General features: G+C 63.5%; 16 protein-coding genes. 11 read left to right on the top strand and 5 right to left on the bottom strand.

Annotation, left to right across the window (positions count from 1 at the left end; genetic code table 11):
• Positions 1-17 precede the first annotated feature (17 nt).
• From NKJ80_RS29075 to NKJ80_RS29060, 4 genes are all read left to right on the top strand, one after another.
• Positions 18-701, top strand: a complete 684-nt coding sequence (locus NKJ80_RS29075; RefSeq protein ID WP_023699584.1) for a TetR/AcrR family transcriptional regulator — start codon at positions 18-20, stop codon at positions 699-701.
• Between the two features lie 130 nt (positions 702-831).
• The gene (locus NKJ80_RS29070; RefSeq protein WP_352498819.1) at positions 832-1,377 is read left to right on the top strand and encodes an SspB family protein; all 546 of its coding nucleotides are present in this window, start codon (positions 832-834) and stop codon (positions 1,375-1,377) included.
• Positions 1,378-1,395: 18 nt separating this feature from the next.
• The gene (locus NKJ80_RS29065) at positions 1,396-1,590 is read left to right on the top strand and encodes a DUF4169 family protein (protein WP_023667420.1); all 195 of its coding nucleotides are present in this window, start codon (positions 1,396-1,398) and stop codon (positions 1,588-1,590) included.
• A 13-nt stretch (positions 1,591-1,603) separates the two neighbouring features.
• Positions 1,604-1,825, top strand: coding sequence for a ribbon-helix-helix domain-containing protein (locus tag NKJ80_RS29060; protein WP_023668319.1), 222 nt, complete (start codon positions 1,604-1,606; stop codon positions 1,823-1,825).
• Positions 1,826-1,832: 7 nt separating this feature from the next.
• Here NKJ80_RS29060 and NKJ80_RS29055 read toward each other — a convergent pair whose 3' ends face one another.
• The 3 genes from NKJ80_RS29055 to NKJ80_RS29045 all read right to left on the bottom strand — a co-directional run bounded on the left by NKJ80_RS29055 (position 1,833) and on the right by NKJ80_RS29045 (position 7,838).
• Complete coding sequence (locus tag NKJ80_RS29055) at positions 1,833-5,771, bottom strand: AsmA family protein (RefSeq protein ID WP_352498818.1); 3,939 nt, start codon at positions 5,769-5,771, stop codon at positions 1,833-1,835.
• A gap of 157 nt (positions 5,772-5,928) precedes the next feature.
• Positions 5,929-6,363: a hypothetical protein gene (locus NKJ80_RS29050; RefSeq protein WP_352498817.1), complete on the bottom strand. Its 435-nt coding sequence runs from the start codon at positions 6,361-6,363 to the stop codon at positions 5,929-5,931.
• A 65-nt stretch (positions 6,364-6,428) separates the two neighbouring features.
• On the bottom strand, positions 6,429-7,838 hold the full coding sequence (locus tag NKJ80_RS29045) for an FAD-binding oxidoreductase (protein WP_352498816.1): 1,410 nt from the start codon (positions 7,836-7,838) through the stop codon (positions 6,429-6,431).
• Between the two features lie 221 nt (positions 7,839-8,059).
• Here NKJ80_RS29045 and NKJ80_RS29040 point away from each other — a divergent pair, with 221 nt between their 5' ends.
• From NKJ80_RS29040 to NKJ80_RS29025, 4 genes are all read left to right on the top strand, one after another.
• On the top strand, positions 8,060-8,545 hold the full coding sequence (locus NKJ80_RS29040; protein WP_023712460.1) for a thioesterase family protein: 486 nt from the start codon (positions 8,060-8,062) through the stop codon (positions 8,543-8,545).
• A 146-nt stretch (positions 8,546-8,691) separates the two neighbouring features.
• The gene (locus tag NKJ80_RS29035; protein WP_013531006.1) at positions 8,692-8,889 is read left to right on the top strand and encodes a hypothetical protein; all 198 of its coding nucleotides are present in this window, start codon (positions 8,692-8,694) and stop codon (positions 8,887-8,889) included.
• Between the two features lie 260 nt (positions 8,890-9,149).
• Complete coding sequence (locus tag NKJ80_RS29030) at positions 9,150-10,298, top strand: histidine kinase dimerization/phosphoacceptor domain -containing protein (RefSeq protein WP_023667428.1); 1,149 nt, start codon at positions 9,150-9,152, stop codon at positions 10,296-10,298.
• The gene (locus NKJ80_RS29025) at positions 10,295-10,744 is read left to right on the top strand and encodes a response regulator (RefSeq protein WP_023668313.1); all 450 of its coding nucleotides are present in this window, start codon (positions 10,295-10,297) and stop codon (positions 10,742-10,744) included. Before NKJ80_RS29030 ends, NKJ80_RS29025 begins: the two co-directional genes overlap by 4 nt.
• Before the next feature lie 3 nt (positions 10,745-10,747).
• On the opposite strand, the gene NKJ80_RS29020 is transcribed toward NKJ80_RS29025, so the two are convergent.
• Complete coding sequence (locus NKJ80_RS29020) at positions 10,748-11,653, bottom strand: dienelactone hydrolase family protein (RefSeq protein ID WP_023729329.1); 906 nt, start codon at positions 11,651-11,653, stop codon at positions 10,748-10,750.
• A 273-nt stretch (positions 11,654-11,926) separates the two neighbouring features.
• On the opposite strand from NKJ80_RS29020, the gene NKJ80_RS29015 reads away from it, so the two are divergent.
• Positions 11,927-12,067 carry a hypothetical protein gene (locus NKJ80_RS29015; protein ID WP_352498815.1) on the top strand — a complete coding sequence of 47 codons (141 nt, stop codon included), beginning with the start codon at positions 11,927-11,929 and terminating at the stop codon, positions 12,065-12,067.
• 219 nt (positions 12,068-12,286) lie between these two features.
• On the opposite strand, the gene NKJ80_RS29010 is transcribed toward NKJ80_RS29015, so the two are convergent.
• Positions 12,287-14,626: a glucose/quinate/shikimate family membrane-bound PQQ-dependent dehydrogenase gene (locus tag NKJ80_RS29010; protein WP_502902247.1), complete on the bottom strand. Its 2,340-nt coding sequence runs from the start codon at positions 14,624-14,626 to the stop codon at positions 12,287-12,289.
• Positions 14,627-14,868: 242 nt separating this feature from the next.
• Here NKJ80_RS29010 and NKJ80_RS29005 point away from each other — a divergent pair, with 242 nt between their 5' ends.
• Together NKJ80_RS29005 and NKJ80_RS29000 are read left to right on the top strand one after the other, a co-directional pair.
• Positions 14,869-15,705 (top strand): DUF2059 domain-containing protein, encoded by an 837-nt coding sequence (locus NKJ80_RS29005; RefSeq protein ID WP_352498813.1) that lies wholly within the window; start codon positions 14,869-14,871, stop codon positions 15,703-15,705.
• Between the two features lie 80 nt (positions 15,706-15,785).
• Positions 15,786-16,761: ATP-dependent helicase (locus NKJ80_RS29000; RefSeq protein WP_352498812.1), on the top strand; the 976-nt coding region annotated here is incomplete at its 3' end.

Below are 16,761 nucleotides of genomic sequence, written 5' to 3'. Positions count from 1 at the left end.
CCTCTATATAGATTTCTATGAAGCTTGCCGTTTCTCCTGACATTTTCCCGCCACGCGGCCACGAGGCCAAGCGTATGTCGATTATCGATGCGGCGGCTTCGGTCTTTTGCCGGGAAGGCTTTGCCGGCGCCAATATCGACCTGATCGCGGTGGAGGCCGGCGTGTCGCGCCAGACCATCTACAATCACCACCGCGACAAGGAAAAGCTCTTCGTGGCTGTGGTGCGCGATCTGACGGAGCGCTGCAATGCCGGCATCTTCGCCACCTTCGCCTCTTTCCCAGACCAGCCGAAGGATCTGGAAGCCGACCTGATCGGCTTTGCCGTGCGCATGAATCAGAACTGCATCTGCAACCGCGACGGACGCTTCCTGCGCAAGCTGATCCAGACCGAAGGCGAGCGCTATCCCGAGCTCTTCGCAGAATGGCGCGACCAGGGGCCGGGCCGGACCTGGCCCGCACTTGCCGCCCGTTTTGCCCGCCTCGCCCATGCCGGCCATCTCGCAGTCGACGATCCCGATGTCGCCGCACGCCAGTTCCTGGCGCTGGCCAACGCCGAACTGCAGACCACCTTCATGCTAGGCGGCATGCCGTCCGAAGACGAAGTGTTGCAATCCGCCACCCACGGCGTGCGCACCTTCCTGCGCGCCTTCGGCAAGCGCAGATCAGCGGCAGCGGTGGAAAAACAGCTGGCCAGCGCCTGAACGTCAAAGCCGGCGATCAAATCGTTCGTCACGGGCTTCGCTTCGGCGCATCAGCGATCTATATCCGGTTTACGCCGCGCTCAAGCTTGATTACAGCTATGCGGACGATTCAACGGAACCCGACCAGCACATGGCCGACGACCACATCCGCTACGACATTCTGGCCCAGGAGGCATTGCGCGGCGTCATGCGCAAGGTCCTGGCCGAAGTCGCGCGCACCGGCCTTCCCGGCAATCATCATTTCTTCATCACATTCCTGACCGGCGCGCCGGGCGTGCGGGTGTCCTCCAGGCTGCGCGAGCGCTATCCCGAACAGATGACCATCGTCATCCAGTTCCAGTATTGGGACCTCAAGGTGACCGATACCGGCTTCGAGGTCGGGCTGTCCTTCTCCGACGTGCCGGAGAAGCTGGAAATCCCGTTCTCGGCCGTACGCGGCTTCTACGACCCATCGGTCAATTTCGAACTCGAATTCGACGTCAAGACCGACGTCCCGGCGGAAGACGATGCAGCCGCCCAGCCGGCTCCCGAGCCTTTGGCTATCGTCTCCGAGAAAAAGCCGAAGGCCGAGAAGAAGGCAGCTGCCACTGAGGCCGAGAAAAAGCCCGCCGTGGCCGATGCCGCCGCCGGCAAGAGCGCCGACGTCGTGTCGCTCGACGCCTTCCGCAAGAAGTAGCGGGACGGTCGGCGCGACATGGGCGAAATCGTCAACCTTCGCCAGGTCCGCAAGCAGAAGGCGCGCACCGAAAAGGAAAAGCTCGCCGGCGAGAACCGCGCTCTGCACGGCCGTTCCAAAGCCGAAAGAACTCGTGACCGTCTGACATCGGACAAGGCCGAAAAATTCGTCGCCGGCCACCGCCGCGAACGCCCGGAAGACCAGGGCGATTGATGGACCGCCTGCGGTGAGCCCGGTCGAAAAACGCTCCGTGACCATCCGCGGCCATCGCACCAGCTATTCCCTCGAAAAACCCTTTTATGACGATCTCGTCGCCATCGCCGCCGCGCGCAAGCTGACCCTTGCTGCCCTGGTCGCGGAGATCGACGAGACAAGACCGCGCGATGCGAACCTGTCCTCGGCGCTCAGGCTGCATGTGCTGGACTGGGCCAAGCGCGGCGCTGTCTGAATGGTTTTTAATTGCCCAGCGACTTCAGCAAATTGTCGACCGAGAACGGATTTGTCCTGGGCTTCGGCGGCGCCGGGGCCGAACCGTCATTGACGCCGGGAAGTGAGCGGTCGACCTTCGGCGCCTGCTCCTGAGCCTTGCGCTCGGCCTCCAGCCTGGCTTTTTCCTGCGAAGCGATCCGAGCCTGTTCGGCCTTCTTCCGTTCGTCCTCGGCCTTGGCGGCGTCTTCGGCAGCCTGCTCTTCGGCCTGGGCTTTCGCGTCCGCATCTGCCTTGGCCTTTGCGTCAGCCTCTGCCTGCGCTTTCGCATCGGCATTGGCCTTTGCTTCGGCATCCGCCTTGGCCTTGGCATCCGCTTCGGCCTGTGCCTTCGCATCGGCCTGTGCCTTCGCCTTGGCGTCGGCCTCGGCTTTGAGCCGTGCCGCTTCCTCCTGCTTGCGCAATTCCTCGGCGGCCTTGTCGCGCTCGGTCTGCAGGGCGGCGTAGTAGCGCACCTCGCGCCGCAGCCGCTGCTTCTCGAGCAGTGCGGCCTGCATCGCCTCGACCCGCTGCTGCTCCTTTTCCAGCGCGCGCTGGGTCAAAAATTGCGCCAGCGGCTCGCTGTCGAACTGCTTCTTCAGCGCCCCGAACGGCCCATCGACGCTGAAATTGACTGTCGGATCGGAGCCGATCAGCGCCTCGTCGCCAGGCTTGTAGGTGACAGCGCCCTTGGTGGCGACGGTGCCGGTGTTGAGGTCGGCCGTGATGTCGGCAGACAGCGTCGCCGCCTGGTTTTCGAGTTTCATCGGTGGTGCCCGCAACGTGCCGCCGGCGACCGTGAAGGCGATGTCGGCATCGCCGGCAGCAAAGCTGCCGTCGCCAGCGATCTCAGGTGCAAAGCCCGCGGTCTTGGCCACGTCGATGTCGCGCCCGATCGCATCGGCCTTGGCAATCAACGCGCCGAAGGCATCGGGATTGACGCCGGCAATGGTGAGGCCTTTCAGCGCCGCCGTGCCCGAGCCGGAGAGTGCGGCAATCATCGCGTCGACCGATTTGCCGCTGGTCGACAGCCCTGTCGAGAAGTCGCCGCTGCCACTCAAGCCGGCAGCCGGCAGCACGGTCGCCAGGTCAGCGCCGGCAAGCCTCATCTGGCCGGAGAACAGCCCCGTGCCGTCCGTGTTCTTCAACTCGAACAATCCGGTGAGCGCGCCGCCGAGCAGTTTTGCCTTCAGGTCCGAAACGCGGATGCCTTCCTGGTCGAGTTTCAACGACAGCGACGCATCATAGGCTGTCGCCAGCGGTCCGGCGGCAAGAGTCGCCGTCGTCAGATCGAGATCGGCGCTGAACGGCAGGCTGGATTTCTGGCTGAATGGCGCCGTCGGCCAGTTCGCGTTGCTGCTGAGGAACGACTGGTCACCGAACAGCGCAACCGCAATCGGGTCGAGGTCCAGTTCGTCGAGCGCCAGCGCACCGGCAAAATGCGGCAGCCCCTGCTTCGCATCGATGTTGACGTCGCCCGAAATCTCCGACTCGTTGATGGATCCGCTGAGACCGCTCAACACCAGCAGGCCATTGCCGAAATCGGCATCCGCGCTGAGCGAGGTCGAGGTGCCCGTTCCCATGCCCGGCAGGCCGGCGCCGGTCGTCATCAGCCAGGGCTCGATGTCGGAGGCGTCGAGGCCGATCTTGCCCTTGGCGGTGGCGCCTTGCGGTGTCTGAGCAACGGTGCCGTCGAACGTCGCCCTGAAGTCGTCGGCGGCGAAATTGAAGCTCGTCGCCAGGCCGCCGCCAAACGTGCCTTTGGCCGAAATATCGGTGCTTGCCTGGCCGAGCATGCCGAGCGGCAGCGCCGGCAGGCCGTAGAGCGCCAGCAGCACGGTGGCGTCGGGATTTTTGGCGTTGAAGGTCAGCGTCACCGGCGCGTCGAGCAACTGGCCGACGGCACCCTTGCCCGACAGCGACGCCGAAAAGGCCGAACCGCCGGCCTTGCCTTGTCCGCTCACCGCCAGCCCGGTCGTGCCGTCGCCATTGTCGGCGGCGCTCGCCACCAGATCGACGCGCGCGTCCTGGAACAGTTCAGGATAGGCGGCCGTGCGGCCAGCCAGCCCCTTCAGCACCTGATTGTCGGGATAATGTTGCGCGGCAATGTCGATCAGCGGCTTCAGATCGACGGCGACCACCGAGGCATCGAGCTTGCCGGTCGGGCTTGCCGGAAAATCCTTGATCCGGCCGGTGGCGCTGATCGAGGCGCCGGCAAGGCCGCCAATCGACAGCCGGTCGATTTCGAGCAGCCCGTCGCGGAGCCGGAGCGCGGTATCGACCGTGTCGGCGGTGAGCCCGCCGGCATTGACCGGCCCTGCCTTGATCTGAAAATCGAGGTCACGGTCGGAAAAGCGGTTGGCGCCCTTGTCGCTGACGAAGATCGAGGCGAAGGCCGTCAGCCCGTCGACATCGAGTTCGCCGCCCTCGAGCCGCATCAGCACCGAGGACTTGGCGTCGTCGGGCTGGCTGGAATCGATGCGGCCGGTGAACTTCGACTTGCCGAGGATCAGTTCGAGATCGCTGAACGCCTGGCGCTTCTCCGACAGGTCCACCTTGGCCTTGAAGCCGGCGGCCGGCAGCCGGCGGATCGCCTCGTCGACATCTTTGGACAACCAGGCAGCAAAGCCGGAAGGCTGCGCCACAGCCAGCAGCATGGAGCCGCTGAAACCGAAATGATCTTCGACGCTGAGCATGCCGCTGGCTTCCAGCGTCGTGCGCCCGGGCAAGGTCGCGGCCAGCGATTTCACCGACCAGCCGCCCTCGACCGGCTCGGCCGAGAGATGCACGTCGCGCACCGTGGTGTCGCCAGCCACCACCGCCGGCAGCTTGACCTCGACAGTGCCGGGGATGCTCGGCTTCGGCAGTTCGAGCAGCGCCTGCTCGATCCCGGCAATGCGCTGGTCCAGCGTCAGGCCGGCGCCCTTCTCAGCGCCCACCGCCTCGTCCAGTTGCACCTGCGCGCCATTGGCCTCGATGGCGAAGTTCGGCCTAAGGCCGAGATCGACCGAAGCCTTGCCGTCGGCTGTGTAGGGATTGTCGAGCGGCCCGGTCTCGAAGCGGAATTCGTCGACGCCGAGCTTCTGGTGGTCGAGCGAGAACTTGCCGTTCAGCCGGAAGCCCGGATCGGGTTTGCCGGCGCTGATTTTGACGCTCTCGCCATCGCTGCCGCGCAGTTCGGCGCTGTTTTTGTCGTTGCCGGAAATCTTGAACTGGCCGGAATAGACGGCAGCCCCATTGATGATGCCTGCATTGCCGTCGGTTTCGATGACCAGTGGATAGGTATCGGGATCGACCTTGAGCCTCAGCCGCATCTGGCCGCTGCCTTCGGCCTTGCCGGTCGAAGCCGCAACCGTCGAACGCAGGCCATCGAGCAGCAACGTTCCGTCCATGCGCCACGGCCCGGCCAGCGACTTGGCAGAGATGGTCGAATTGATCTCGGAAATCAGATGGCTGCGCCCGCCTGCGGCATGGCGGAGCGCAATTTCTCCCTCCGTCACCGTCAGCTTCTCGATCGAGATCTGGTTGAGGTCGAAGGGCGAGGACGGCCGTATCGCCCAGTCGACCGTGCCGTTATCGGCGATGTCGATCGTCGCCTTCGGATGCACCAGCCGCATGTCGAAAATCAGCACTTCGCCACGCAGGAACGGCGCCAGTTCCGCGTCCATCGAAAAGGTCTCGACGGTCATTGCCGGCTGGCCGCCGGGGCCGCCGGCGACCGTGACGTTTGAGAAGGTCACCGAGGGGAACGGCAACAGCCGCGCCGTGGCGTCGCCTTGCACCGTCACCTTGCGGCCGAGAATGGCGCTCGCCTCGCGCTCGAATTGGGCGCGGTACCCGGTCCAATCGACAAAATACGGCACCACCAGCGCCGCTACCAGCACCAGCACAAACAAGCCACCGAAGATCACGAACAGGCGTGCGAGCATCAGCTCCGAACGGGTTGATTGAAAGTCAGCCGCACTCTACCCGCATCAGCGTGTCGATAAAGAGGCAATTCATCCAGAGTTGCTTGATCTCTGATGTATCTGGAAGAGCAGAGATTTTTGGACGCCTTTGACCGCGGTCCGGCCTGTGCGTAAGAGACTATCCTGCCATGGCCCGTCGGCGATATTCGTTCAGCAGCACCACCATCTCCTCGAGGGACAATGTCCAGCCCTGGGGTAATGCGGCTTCGGCGCCCAGGCTTTTGGTCACGCTGCCCATGACGGAGCTTTTCTTGACCCCCGGTGCGAAATTGTACCCGATCATATCGCCTATCCTGCGCCGGCGATGGACGACGAAGAAGCTTTCGATATCCTTCCAGGGGACCAGCTTGGGCGATCGAACAAGGCCTCCGCCGAGACTGAAACCTTGTCCGTTCAGCACCAGAATCTGCGGCCGCACAAGCTGCCAGGCAAACACCAACGCGACCAGCCCGAAAAAGGCCACGCACCACCAAAGGCCGGCGGTGTCGCCGTCCTCGGAGACATAAATCAGGAAAGCGCAGGCCAGGACAAAGAAGAGGCTGGCCGACAGCAATAACAGTGTCTTGCCAAGCGATGCCCTTATAATCAGGGTATCCATTGCCGCTCCTCACATTTCGGCTATGCAGGTAATATCTTGCCTGGGTTCATGATGTCTTGCGGGTCGAGCGCTTTTTTTATGGAGCGCATGATGTCGACACCATGGCCGAGCTCATGGCGCAGGAAGCCGATCTTGCCCTGGCCGATGCCGTGTTCGCCGGTGCAGGTGCCGTCCATGGCGATCGCCCGCATGTTCAGCCGCGAGACGAATTTCTCCGCCAGCGCGATCTCTTTGGGGTCGTTGACATCCATCAGCACCAGCACATGGAAATTGCCGTCGCCGGCATGGCCGACGATCGGCGCAACCAGGCCCATCTCGGCAATGTCGGCCTCGGTTTCGGCAACGCATTCGGCCAGCCGCGAGATCGGCACGCAGACATCGGTCGAAAGACCCTTGGCGCCCGGCCGTAGCGTCAGCGACGCCCAATAAGCATCGTGCCTGGCTTTCCAGAGTTTCGTGCGCTCCTCGGCGACGCTGGTCCAAAGGAATGGCCCGCCGCCATTGTCTTCAGCAATGGCACCGAAGGTCTCGGCCTGTTCGGCGACGCCGGCATCGCTGCCGTGGAACTCGACGAACAGGCACGGGCTCTCGGGATAATCGAGCTTCGAGTAATTCTTCATCGCCCGCATCTGCAGCCCATTGACCAGTTCGATGCGCGCCACCGGAATGCCCATCTGGATGGTCGCGATGACCGCGTTGCAGGCCGCCTCGAGGTTTGGAAACGGGCAGACGCCGCCGGAGATCGCCTGCGGAATGCCTTGCAGCTTCAAGGTCAGCGAGGTGATGATGCCGAGCGTGCCTTCCGAGCCGACCAGAAGCCGCGTCAGATCGTAGCCGGCCGAACTCTTTTTCGCCCGCTTGCCGGTCGTCACCGTCTCGCCATCGGCCATGACGGCTTTCAGCGACAGCACGTTTTCACGCATCGTGCCGTAGCGCACCGCATTGGTGCCGGAGGCCCGCGTTGCCGCCATGCCGCCGAGCGAAGCATTGGCGCCGGGATCGATGGGGAAGAACAGGCCGGTATCGCGCAGGTGCCGATTCAAATCCTCGCGCGTTACGCCAGGCTCGACCGTGCAGTCGAGATCCTCGGGGTTGACCGACAGGATGCGGTTCATGCGCGAGGTGTCGACCGAGATGCCGCCACCCGGCGCGTTGGTGTGGCCCTCCAGCGAGGAACCGACGCCGAAGGCGATGACCGGCACGCGGTGCGCGGCGCAGGCACGTACGATCTCCTGCACCTCTTCTGTCGTCTCCGGGAACGCGACACCGTCAGGCGCCTGCGTCGGAATATAGGTGGTGGTATGCGCATGCTGCGAGCGGATCGCCGCGCCTGTCTGGAAGCGTTCGCCAAGCTGCTGCTTGAGAATGCCGAGGACCGCCGCAATGCCCTCCTCGTTGCGTTCGACCGGATTGAGGTCGCTCAGAGCCATGAATTCCTCCGCGAATGGACCAGCGTCCACGCTTGTTATGCGATTATTGATGCACATGACGCAATTCCAGGAAAAGTGTGAAGCGGTTTTCCGTCCGGGATTGCGTCAACAAAAAACTAGAGCGGTTCGCCGTTTCCGCGAGACGGCGAACCGCTCTAGTCTCACGGGCCGAAGCCTGTCCAGCACTGAACTCGGTCCAGCACCAGAACAAGGAAGTTTCCATGCCCATCCCTGCCCCCTTCGTTTCCAAGCCGATGGACATCGAGAAGGACTGGATCGACTACAACGGCCATCTCAACATGGCCTATTACAACGTGTTGTTCGACCGCTGCTCGGATGAGGCGTTCGAGGCGATGGGCATGGGGCTGGACTATGTCAAAGAGCGGCGCCTGACCATCTACACGGCCGAAGTCCATGTTTGCTATGTCCAGGAACTGCACCTTGAACACAAGGTCGTCGTATCCTTCCAGCTGATCGATCACGACGACAAGCGGCTGCGGGCCTATCAGGAAATCCGCCATGTCGATGGCTGGCTCGCCGCCACTTCCGAAACCCTGTCGCTGCATGTCGACATGTCCGGGCCGAAAGTCGCGCCCTTCCCCGCCGACGTGCAGGCCAAGGTGGAAGCGATGCGCGCCGCCCACTCTGCACTGCCGATGCCCGAACGCGCCGGCCGTTCGATCGGTATTCGCCGCAGGACCGCTTGAAGCGCTGCTGCGCCCGCGTTAACCTTACCAAGGTTTTAACGTGAACAAGCCATTTGGGCCATTGAACGACTCAGCTGACCGTTTGAGAACGGTGCGATGCGAGTTGCGACGCGGGCGGCGGGCAGCAGGCGGTTCGAGGAACGTGCATGAAAACCGACATCAAGGTCGAGGTGGACAGGCTGGCTGCCGATCCGCGCATCACCGACTATGATTTCTGGCGCTCGTTGAAGAACGTCAACAACGAGATCTTCCACATCGCCAACAACAACGAGCCTATCCCCTTCGACATGATCCGCTGGCGCGCCATCCTGAAGCAGGCGCGCATGAAGCGTGGCCACGCCTGACGTTTCCCCTGCTCTGAGAAAGCCGCCACCGGCGAGCGCCGCCACGGACCATTGCGACCTGATCATTTCTATAGGTCGGCGCCAGCCCTGCTTTCAGCGAATCGACTACATCCGACAACCTTCAAAAACCGTTCATTTCGACAGTTTGCGCAACCGGCGATTCGGTTTCGCAAACGGCTGCCTGCGACAAGAAGATCAAGATTGAACCAATTCCACGTCTAAGCCGTTGTGACCCCTGAAAAACGGCTTGGAGTGAAAGCATGGACTGGAAAAGGACCAGGGAACCGGCCGACGCATGGCACATGACGGACAATCTGCATGCCGAGCACGGCAAGGGCGATCCGTTCGCGGCCGCCATCCGCGCCACCCGCATGTCGATGGTCATCACCGATCCCCGTCAGGCGGACAATCCGATCGTCTTTGCCAATGACGCGTTCCTGCGCCTGACCGGCTACGAGCGCGACGAGGTCATGGGCAAGAACTGCCGCTTCCTGCAGGGGCCAGAGACAGACAAGGCAGCTGTGGCTAGCGTGCGCGACGCGATAGCAGCGGGAACCGATATCGCCATCGATCTGTTGAACTACCGTAAGGACGGCTCGACATTCTGGAATGCGCTCTACATCAGCCCGGTTTCCAACGACAAAGGCGAACTCCTGTTCTTCTTTGCCTCACAGCTCGACGTCTCGGATCGCAAGCGCTCCGAGGATCGCATCACCGCCGACAAGAACCGCTTTGAAAAGGCTGTCAAGGAACGCACGCGCGAGCTTGAGGCCGCCCTTGAGGCGCAGACCACGCTGCTGCACGAGGTCGACCATCGGGTGAAAAACAACCTGCAGATGATCTCCTCGCTGATCATCATGCAAAGCCGGGCAATCAAGGATGAAGCGACGAAGCGATCGCTGACCACCATGCTGGAGCGCATCGAGGCGCTGAGCACGGTGCATCGCCGTCTCTACCAGTCAAAGGATGTCAGCCGCTTCGATGTCTCGGATTTCGCCAGGGATCTGGTCACCGACCTGCTGACCGCATCCGGACGCGCCGAGATCAAGCCGACGCTGGACCTCGAACCCATCGTCATTCCGGCCGAAAAAGCCACGCCTGTTGCCTTGATGGTCAATGAGCTTGTCACCAACGCGCTGAAGCACGCCTTCAAGGCAAAGCCGGACGGCACCACGGCGGGGCGCATCGGCATCAAGATGAGCCAGCCCGACGGCCACTTCAACATCGAGGTTTCCGATGACGGCGTCGGCATGGCCGAGGCCAGTGGCGATGCTTCCTTCGGCATGCGGCTGATCAAGTCGCTTGCCCGTCAGTTGCATGCCGACATCGAATGGCGCGACGCCGGCCCGGGCACAAAGGTCGTCATCTCGATGCCGAACGAACCGCAGCAGAAAGGGAAGCTGTCATGAACGAACCGCTCAAGGTCCTGATCGTCGAGGATGAGGCGTTGCTGGCGATGGAACTGGAAAGCCTCGTCGAGGAAGCCGGCCACAGCGTTGTGGGTTGGGCGACATCGTTGGCCGAAGCAAGAGGTATGATTGATACCGCCGATGCCGATATTGCCTTTGTCGATATCCACCTCGCCGACGGACCAACCGGGGTCGAGGTTGCCGAGCATATCCGCGAGGGTAACCGTTCCATGGTGGTGTTCATGACCGCCAATCCAAAACGCATCCCCGACCATTTCGCCGGCGCGATCGGTGTCATCGCCAAGCCCTACACGATGAACGGACTGGTGTCGGCGTTGCGCTATCTGCAGGAGGGCGTGCGGCGTCCGCCCCCGGTCTCGGTGCTGCCGGCCGGCTTTACGCTGTCGCCGGCCTATGAGAGCGTATGGGCGTCGTCGGCGGCCTGAAGCCTACGCCAGCTTCTCCTTGAGGAAAGCGATCGTCCGTCCCCAGGCGAGATCGGCTGCCTTCTTGTCATAGCGCGCGGCCGAGGTGTCGTTGTTGAAGGCATGGTTGACGCCGTCATAGACATAGACGGTGTATTCGACATGGGCGGCGTCGAGCGCCTTCTTGTAGGCATCGATGCCGGCGTCGATGCGCTCGTCTAGGCCGGCATAGTGCAGCAACAGCGCCGCCTTGATCTTCGCCACATCCTCGGCCTTCGGCTGCATGCCGTAATAGGCGACGCCGGCGGCGAGATCGGGCGCGTTGACCGCCAGATTGTTGACCGTGCCGCCGCCCCAGCAGAAGCCGACAGCACCGACCTTGCCGTTGCCGTCCTTCTCGCCCTTGAGATAGGCGATGGTCGCCACACCATCGGCGGTGACCTGGCTGGCGTCGAGCTTGGTGAACATGTCGCGCGCCTTGTCCTCGTCGGCAGGCGTGCCGCCGAGCGGCGACAGGAAATCCGGCGCCAGCGCCACGAACCCCTCCAGCGCAACGCGCCGCGCCACATCCTTGATATGCGGGTTGAGCCCCCTGTTCTCATGCACCACGATGACGGTGCCGAGCTTGCCGGACTGGTCCGCCGGCCTGACCAGATAGCCCTTCATCTCACCGCTGCTGCCGGAATAGGTGATATCTTCAGCCTTCACGCGCGGATCGTTGTCGGCGACGATTGCCGCCTGCGCCGAATTCGCCGCAAGCAGCGGCGCGATGGCGGCCGCCGCCGCGCCCGATCCGGCAAGCCTGGTCAGCTGTTCCATGAAGCGGCGGCGGTCGAGCGTCAGATGCGTGTATTCGTCATAGGCATCGATCATCGCCTGGGTGATGGCAGGTTTGGCAGGTTTGACGGCTTCGGCGGTGGGTTTCGTCATGGCGTGCTCCTCGTTAGGAGATGATCTCACGGTCACTCCGGGATGACCTCGCGGTCACTCCGGGATGACTCGCGGATCAAGATAGGGTGCAAGCTCGCACGGTCCAGTCTCGGATGGGTGACGCTTGCGCCATCGAACGATGCGGCCGCCCCGCCGAACGCGCCCATCACATTTTGGTCATTTCAGAGAATGTCGATGGTGCCGCCACAATATGGAAGGAAGCTGATGATGGTCTCGCTCGTAGCGGCGAGCCCGACGAGAAGGAACAACGCCATGACCTTGTCTACTCCGATCCTTGCAAGCGCGCTCGTGCTTGCTGTTGCTGCCTTGCTGGCAATGCGCTCCGCTGCTGCCGCAGCCGCCGCTCGGATGGTGAAGGTCCGCGTCGACCGGCGTCGGCCGTCACCACGCTGATCCAGCAGGCCGAAACAGGGCCGCAGCTAACCAATGAAGTACTGGGCTCCGTGCCCAGCCTCAAAGGCCATCTCTTACGCAAGCTGACCAAGGCTGCTGCTGCCCCTCATCGCCCTGCCGGGCACTTCTCCCCGTATAGATGCCGGCAGGCAGATGAGGGGCGGCGCGACATTGCCAGAATATCTGCCGGGCCGATCACTTACCTAAGTCACATCGCTGCTACTTCGGCAGCGTATAGGCCATCACATAGTCGCCGGGCTTGGTGCCGACCGAGCCATGGCCGCCGGCGACGATGACCACGAACTGGCGGCCGTCGGCGACGGTGTAGGTCATCGGCGTCGACTGCCCACCGGCCGGCAGCCTGGCCTGCCAAAGCTGCTTGCCCGATGTCAGGTCATAGGCGCGCAGATAGTCGTCGACCGCCGCGCCCAGGAAGACGACGCTGCCGGCGGTGATCATCGGCCCGCCAATGCCGGGAACACCGACCTTCAGCGGCAAGGGCAACGGCGTCATGTCGTAGACGGTGCCGTTGCGGTGCTTGTAGGCGATCTTGCCGGTTCTGAGGTCCGCTCCCGCCACATAGCCCCATGGCGGCGCCTGGCAGGGCACGCCGAGCGGCGACAGGAACGGCCCCATCACCACCGCATAGGGTGCGCCCTCATTGCGGTTCAGCCCCTGCTCGCTGCCGCGCCCCTCATCCGGCGGCGGCACCTGGTCGCGCGGAATGAGCTGCGATTTGAACGCCAGATAGGTCGGCATGCCGAACATCACCTGCCGCACCGGATCGACGGCGACGCCGCCCCAGTTGAATGTGCCGAAATTACCGGGATAGACCAGCGACCCCTGCACCGACGGCGGGGTATAGCGGCCCTCGTAGCGCAGGCCCTGGAATTCGATCCGGCAGGCCAGCTGGTCGAACATGGTGATGCCCCACATGTCGGCGCCGGTCAGCGGCCTCGGATTGAAGGAGAGATCCGAGACCGGCTGCGTCGGCGACGTGTGATCGCCCTCGACAGCGCCGCCCGGCGCCGGCACTTCCTTGATCGGGATGATCGGCTCGCCGCTGCGCCGGTCGAGCACGTAGAGGTCGCCCTGCTTGGTCGGTCCAACCAGGCCCGGAACGACGCCGGCAGCGGTGGTGATGTCGACCAGGGTCGGCTGTGCCGGCACATCCATGTCCCAGAGGTCGTGATGCACGGTCTGCCGCACCCAGCGCACTTGTCCGGTGGCCAGATCGAGCGCGGTGATCGAGGAGGAAAACTTCTCGACATTGGCGCTGCGGCCCATCCCGAGCTGGTCCGGCGTCTGGTTGCCGAGCGGCACATAGAGCAGGCCGAGCTTCTCGTCGGCGCTTGCCGTCGACCACATGTTGGGCGAGTTGTGGGTGTAGGTCTGGCCTGCCGCCAGCGGCGTTGTCTGGTCCGGATTGCCGGAATCCCAGTTCCACACCAGGGCGCCGGTGTCGACGTCGAAGGCCCGGATGACGCCGGACGGCTCTTGCGTCGAATAATTGTCGTTGACCGCGCCGCCGATGATGATCTTGCCGCCCGCAATCAGCGGCGCCGAGGTCGAGTAATAATAGCCCGACTTCGGATACGGCATGTTGGTCAACAGATTGAGCGTGCCGGCTTCGGCGAAGGACGGGCAGACCTGGCCGTTGGCGGCGTCGAGCGCGATCAGCCGCGCATCCGATGTCGGCAGGTAGACGCGAGTCGCGCAAGGCTGGCCGGCGGCGATCTTGGCATCGGCATAGTAGGACACGCCGCGGCAGGTCTGGTGCTGGCGGTCCTTGTCGAGCTTGATCTTGGGATCGAAACGCCATTTCTCCTTGCCGGTGGCGGCATCGATGGCGATGGCGAAATTGTGCGGCGTGCAGATATAGAGCGCATCGCCCACCTTCAGCGGCGTCACCTGGTAGGTGGTTTCGCCGACATCGTCCGGCCCTTTCACGTCGCCGGTCTGGTAGGTCCAGGCCGGCTGCAATTTGGCGACATTGTCGGGCGTGATCTGGTCGAGCGGCGAATAGCGCTGGCCAAATTGCGTGCGGCCGTAGAAGTGCCATTCACCGGGAGGCACATTGCCGCCGAGATCGGCAGTCGGCGTCACCTTGTCGGCGCTGAGGTCGCCGGCGATGTCCTTGGGATCGGCCGTCATCGAATAACCGGCGACGGCGAGCGATGCGAGCACGGCCAGAATGAGCGGCGCGCGCGCGTCGGGGCCGGTCAGGCCCCGCCTTGCCCAAGGCGTCAGCAGCCACAGCGCCAGAAGCACGATGATGCCGCCGCGCGGTCCGAGTTCCCACCAGTCGAAGCCGATTTCCCACACCGCCCAGGCCAGCGTGCCGAGCACGATCGCCGCGTAGAGCCAGAGCGCCGTCGATTTGCGCCGGAAGAGCAGCCATGCGGCGATCAGGAAGGCGAGACCGGTGATGACATAGTACCAGCTGCCGCCGAGCATCGCGAGCCAGACGCCGCCGCCGCCAAGTGCCAGGCCGATGAGGAACAGGATGAGGGAGGTGATGACGACAGCCAAGACGATACTCCTTCGACTGATGCGCATTCCGCGGCGCGGCCATGGGCAAAGGTATGCCAATCCTGCCCCCGGCGGTACAACCTTCTCCCGGCCGCCGTGCCTGTCAAGCCGCCGGGGAGCGATCCATGGCGAAACCAAACGGCCATGCCGCAGGCTCCGTTGCGTAACAGGGCGTTTTTCGAGGCCACACGCCCAGGTGGCAATCCCGCCTTGCCGGCATCCGGGTTTTCCAGCAGTCTGCTTTGGACCAACCATCAGGAGCAACCAGAGTGACGTCATTCGCCTCGCCTCTGACGCGCGTAGTCCTTGTCCTCTGTAGCTTCGTCGCGCTCACGGCCGGCACAGTGGCCGCGCCGGCACAGACGCTGAGCGAGATCAACAAGGCAAACGGCTTTCACGAGATGCTGATGGGCATCGGTCCCGGCATCGCCGCAGCCACGAAATCCATACCCGAACCGTTACCGGCAAATTTCCAGGACGCCTTGTCGGTCGCGCTGGAAGGCGCCTTCGACGCAGTCAAAATGGAGACTGCCATCGAATCGCGGATGGCGGACAGGCTGTCGGCCACCGATCTGTCCGACCTCGCAGCGTTTTACGCTTCCCCGTTGGGCAAGCACGTCACCGCTTTGGAAATTCAGTCGTCTGGCCCGGAAGGCAGGCAAAGCAAGAAGACAGAGGGCAAGCAAATCCTCGCCGAGCTTCCGGCCAAGGATCCAGCCCGGCTCGAATTGTACCGCAAGATCATCGACGATATCAGCGCTGTCGACACCGGCGAGGCGATAGCGCTGAACATGAGCTACGCGATGGTTACGGGGATGCTGGGCGCAGCCGGAAAGCCTCTGTCGGACGAACAGATCATGGCGCTGGTGCGTCAGCAATCCGTGAAAATTCGCCAGAACATCGAACAGAATGCCATGCAGGGTAGCGCTTATACGTACCGGGATCTCCCGCTCGGCGATGTCAGACTGTACTCGACATTCTTGGCGTCACCCGCGGGCAGCCGCTATTACGACCAGATGCTGACGGCCTTTGGCATGGTGATGACAGGGGAAGCGCGCTCGTTCGGACATCGATTGTTCGTCGCGCTCGGTTACCGAAAGGCCTGAGCCGCAGTATCGGGCACTTTAGCAGAACAAAACGTAGACACTTCTGGTCTTTCGCTCCCGAATCACTACATTCGGGGGAGATGTCCGGCTTTGCGGAAGACATGCCCTTTTTCGACGAACCCAGTGCGCGGCCCGCGGCCCCGTCGGGCATAGCCGCGCGCGCCATGGCCGCCCGCAACGGCCCCAGCGCGCCCGATTATCTCAGCGGCCTGAACCCCGAGCAGCGGCTGGCGGTGGAAACCACCGAAGGCCCGGTCCTGGTGCTGGCCGGCGCCGGCACCGGCAAGACCCGCGTGCTGACCACCCGCATCGCCCATATCCTGGCCACCGGCAGGGCTTTCCCCTCGCAGATCCTGGCGGTGACCTTCACCAACAAGGCCGCGCGCGAGATGAAGCAGCGCATCGGCCATCTCGTCGGCGAAGCCGTCGAGGGCATGCCGTGGCTCGGCACCTTCCACTCCATCGGCGTCAAGCTCTTGCGCCGCCACGCTGAGCTGGCCGGGCTCAAATCCGATTTCACCATCCTCGACACCGACGATGTCGTACGGCTGATCAAGCAGCTGATCCAGGCCGAAGGCCTCGACGACAAGCGCTGGCCGGCCAAGCAGTTCGCGCAGATGATCGACGGCTGGAAGAACAAGGGCCAAGGCCCCGCCGACATTGCCGAGGGCGACGCGCGCAGCTTCGCCAACGGCAAGGGCCGGGAACTCTACAAGGCCTATCAGGAGCGGCTGAAGACGCTGAACGCCTGCGACTTCGGCGATCTGCTCTGCCACCCGATCCGCATCTTCCGCGCCAATCCGGACGTGCTGAAGGACTACCACAAGCGCTTCAAATACATCCTCGTCGACGAGTACCAGGACACCAACACCGCGCAATACATGTGGCTGCGGCTGCTGGCGCAAAGACCTACCTCCCCCTCGATGGGGGAGGTCGCGCCCCAGGCGCGGGTGGGCCGGCCCCCCCCCCCCGCCCGGAGGCCCCCCCACCCCCCGCCCGCGAGGGGGGCGAGGGGGAAAGAGAAGGGCCGGCGAGTACACCGCCCCCCCCCCCACA

This window comes from Mesorhizobium sp. M0030 (assembly GCF_040323695.1).
Taxonomy (GTDB): Bacteria; Pseudomonadota; Alphaproteobacteria; order Rhizobiales; family Rhizobiaceae; genus Mesorhizobium.
This window is presented reverse-complemented; position numbering and strand designations above follow the sequence as displayed.

Bases quoted from the DNA above. Each gene is read 5' to 3' on its own strand.
- NKJ80_RS29075 (WP_023699584.1), top strand. From the start codon at position 18: ATGAAGCTTGCCGTTTCTCCTGACATTTTCCCGCCACGCGGCCACGAG.
- NKJ80_RS29070 (WP_352498819.1), top strand. From the start codon at position 832: ATGGCCGACGACCACATCCGCTACGACATTCTGGCCCAGGAGGCATTG.
- NKJ80_RS29065 (WP_023667420.1), top strand. From the start codon at position 1,396: ATGGGCGAAATCGTCAACCTTCGCCAGGTCCGCAAGCAGAAGGCGCGC.
- NKJ80_RS29055 (WP_352498818.1), bottom strand. From the start codon at position 5,771: ATGCTCGCACGCCTGTTCGTGATCTTCGGTGGCTTGTTTGTGCTGGTG.
- NKJ80_RS29045 (WP_352498816.1), bottom strand. From the start codon at position 7,838: ATGGCTCTGAGCGACCTCAATCCGGTCGAACGCAACGAGGAGGGCATT.
- NKJ80_RS29040 (WP_023712460.1), top strand. From the start codon at position 8,060: ATGCCCATCCCTGCCCCCTTCGTTTCCAAGCCGATGGACATCGAGAAG.
- NKJ80_RS29035 (WP_013531006.1), top strand. From the start codon at position 8,692: ATGAAAACCGACATCAAGGTCGAGGTGGACAGGCTGGCTGCCGATCCG.
- NKJ80_RS29030 (WP_023667428.1), top strand. From the start codon at position 9,150: ATGGACTGGAAAAGGACCAGGGAACCGGCCGACGCATGGCACATGACG.
- NKJ80_RS29025 (WP_023668313.1), top strand. From the start codon at position 10,295: ATGAACGAACCGCTCAAGGTCCTGATCGTCGAGGATGAGGCGTTGCTG.
- NKJ80_RS29020 (WP_023729329.1), bottom strand. From the start codon at position 11,653: ATGACGAAACCCACCGCCGAAGCCGTCAAACCTGCCAAACCTGCCATC.
- NKJ80_RS29015 (WP_352498815.1), top strand. From the start codon at position 11,927: ATGACCTTGTCTACTCCGATCCTTGCAAGCGCGCTCGTGCTTGCTGTT.
- NKJ80_RS29010 (WP_502902247.1), bottom strand. From the start codon at position 14,626: ATGCGCATCAGTCGAAGGAGTATCGTCTTGGCTGTCGTCATCACCTCC.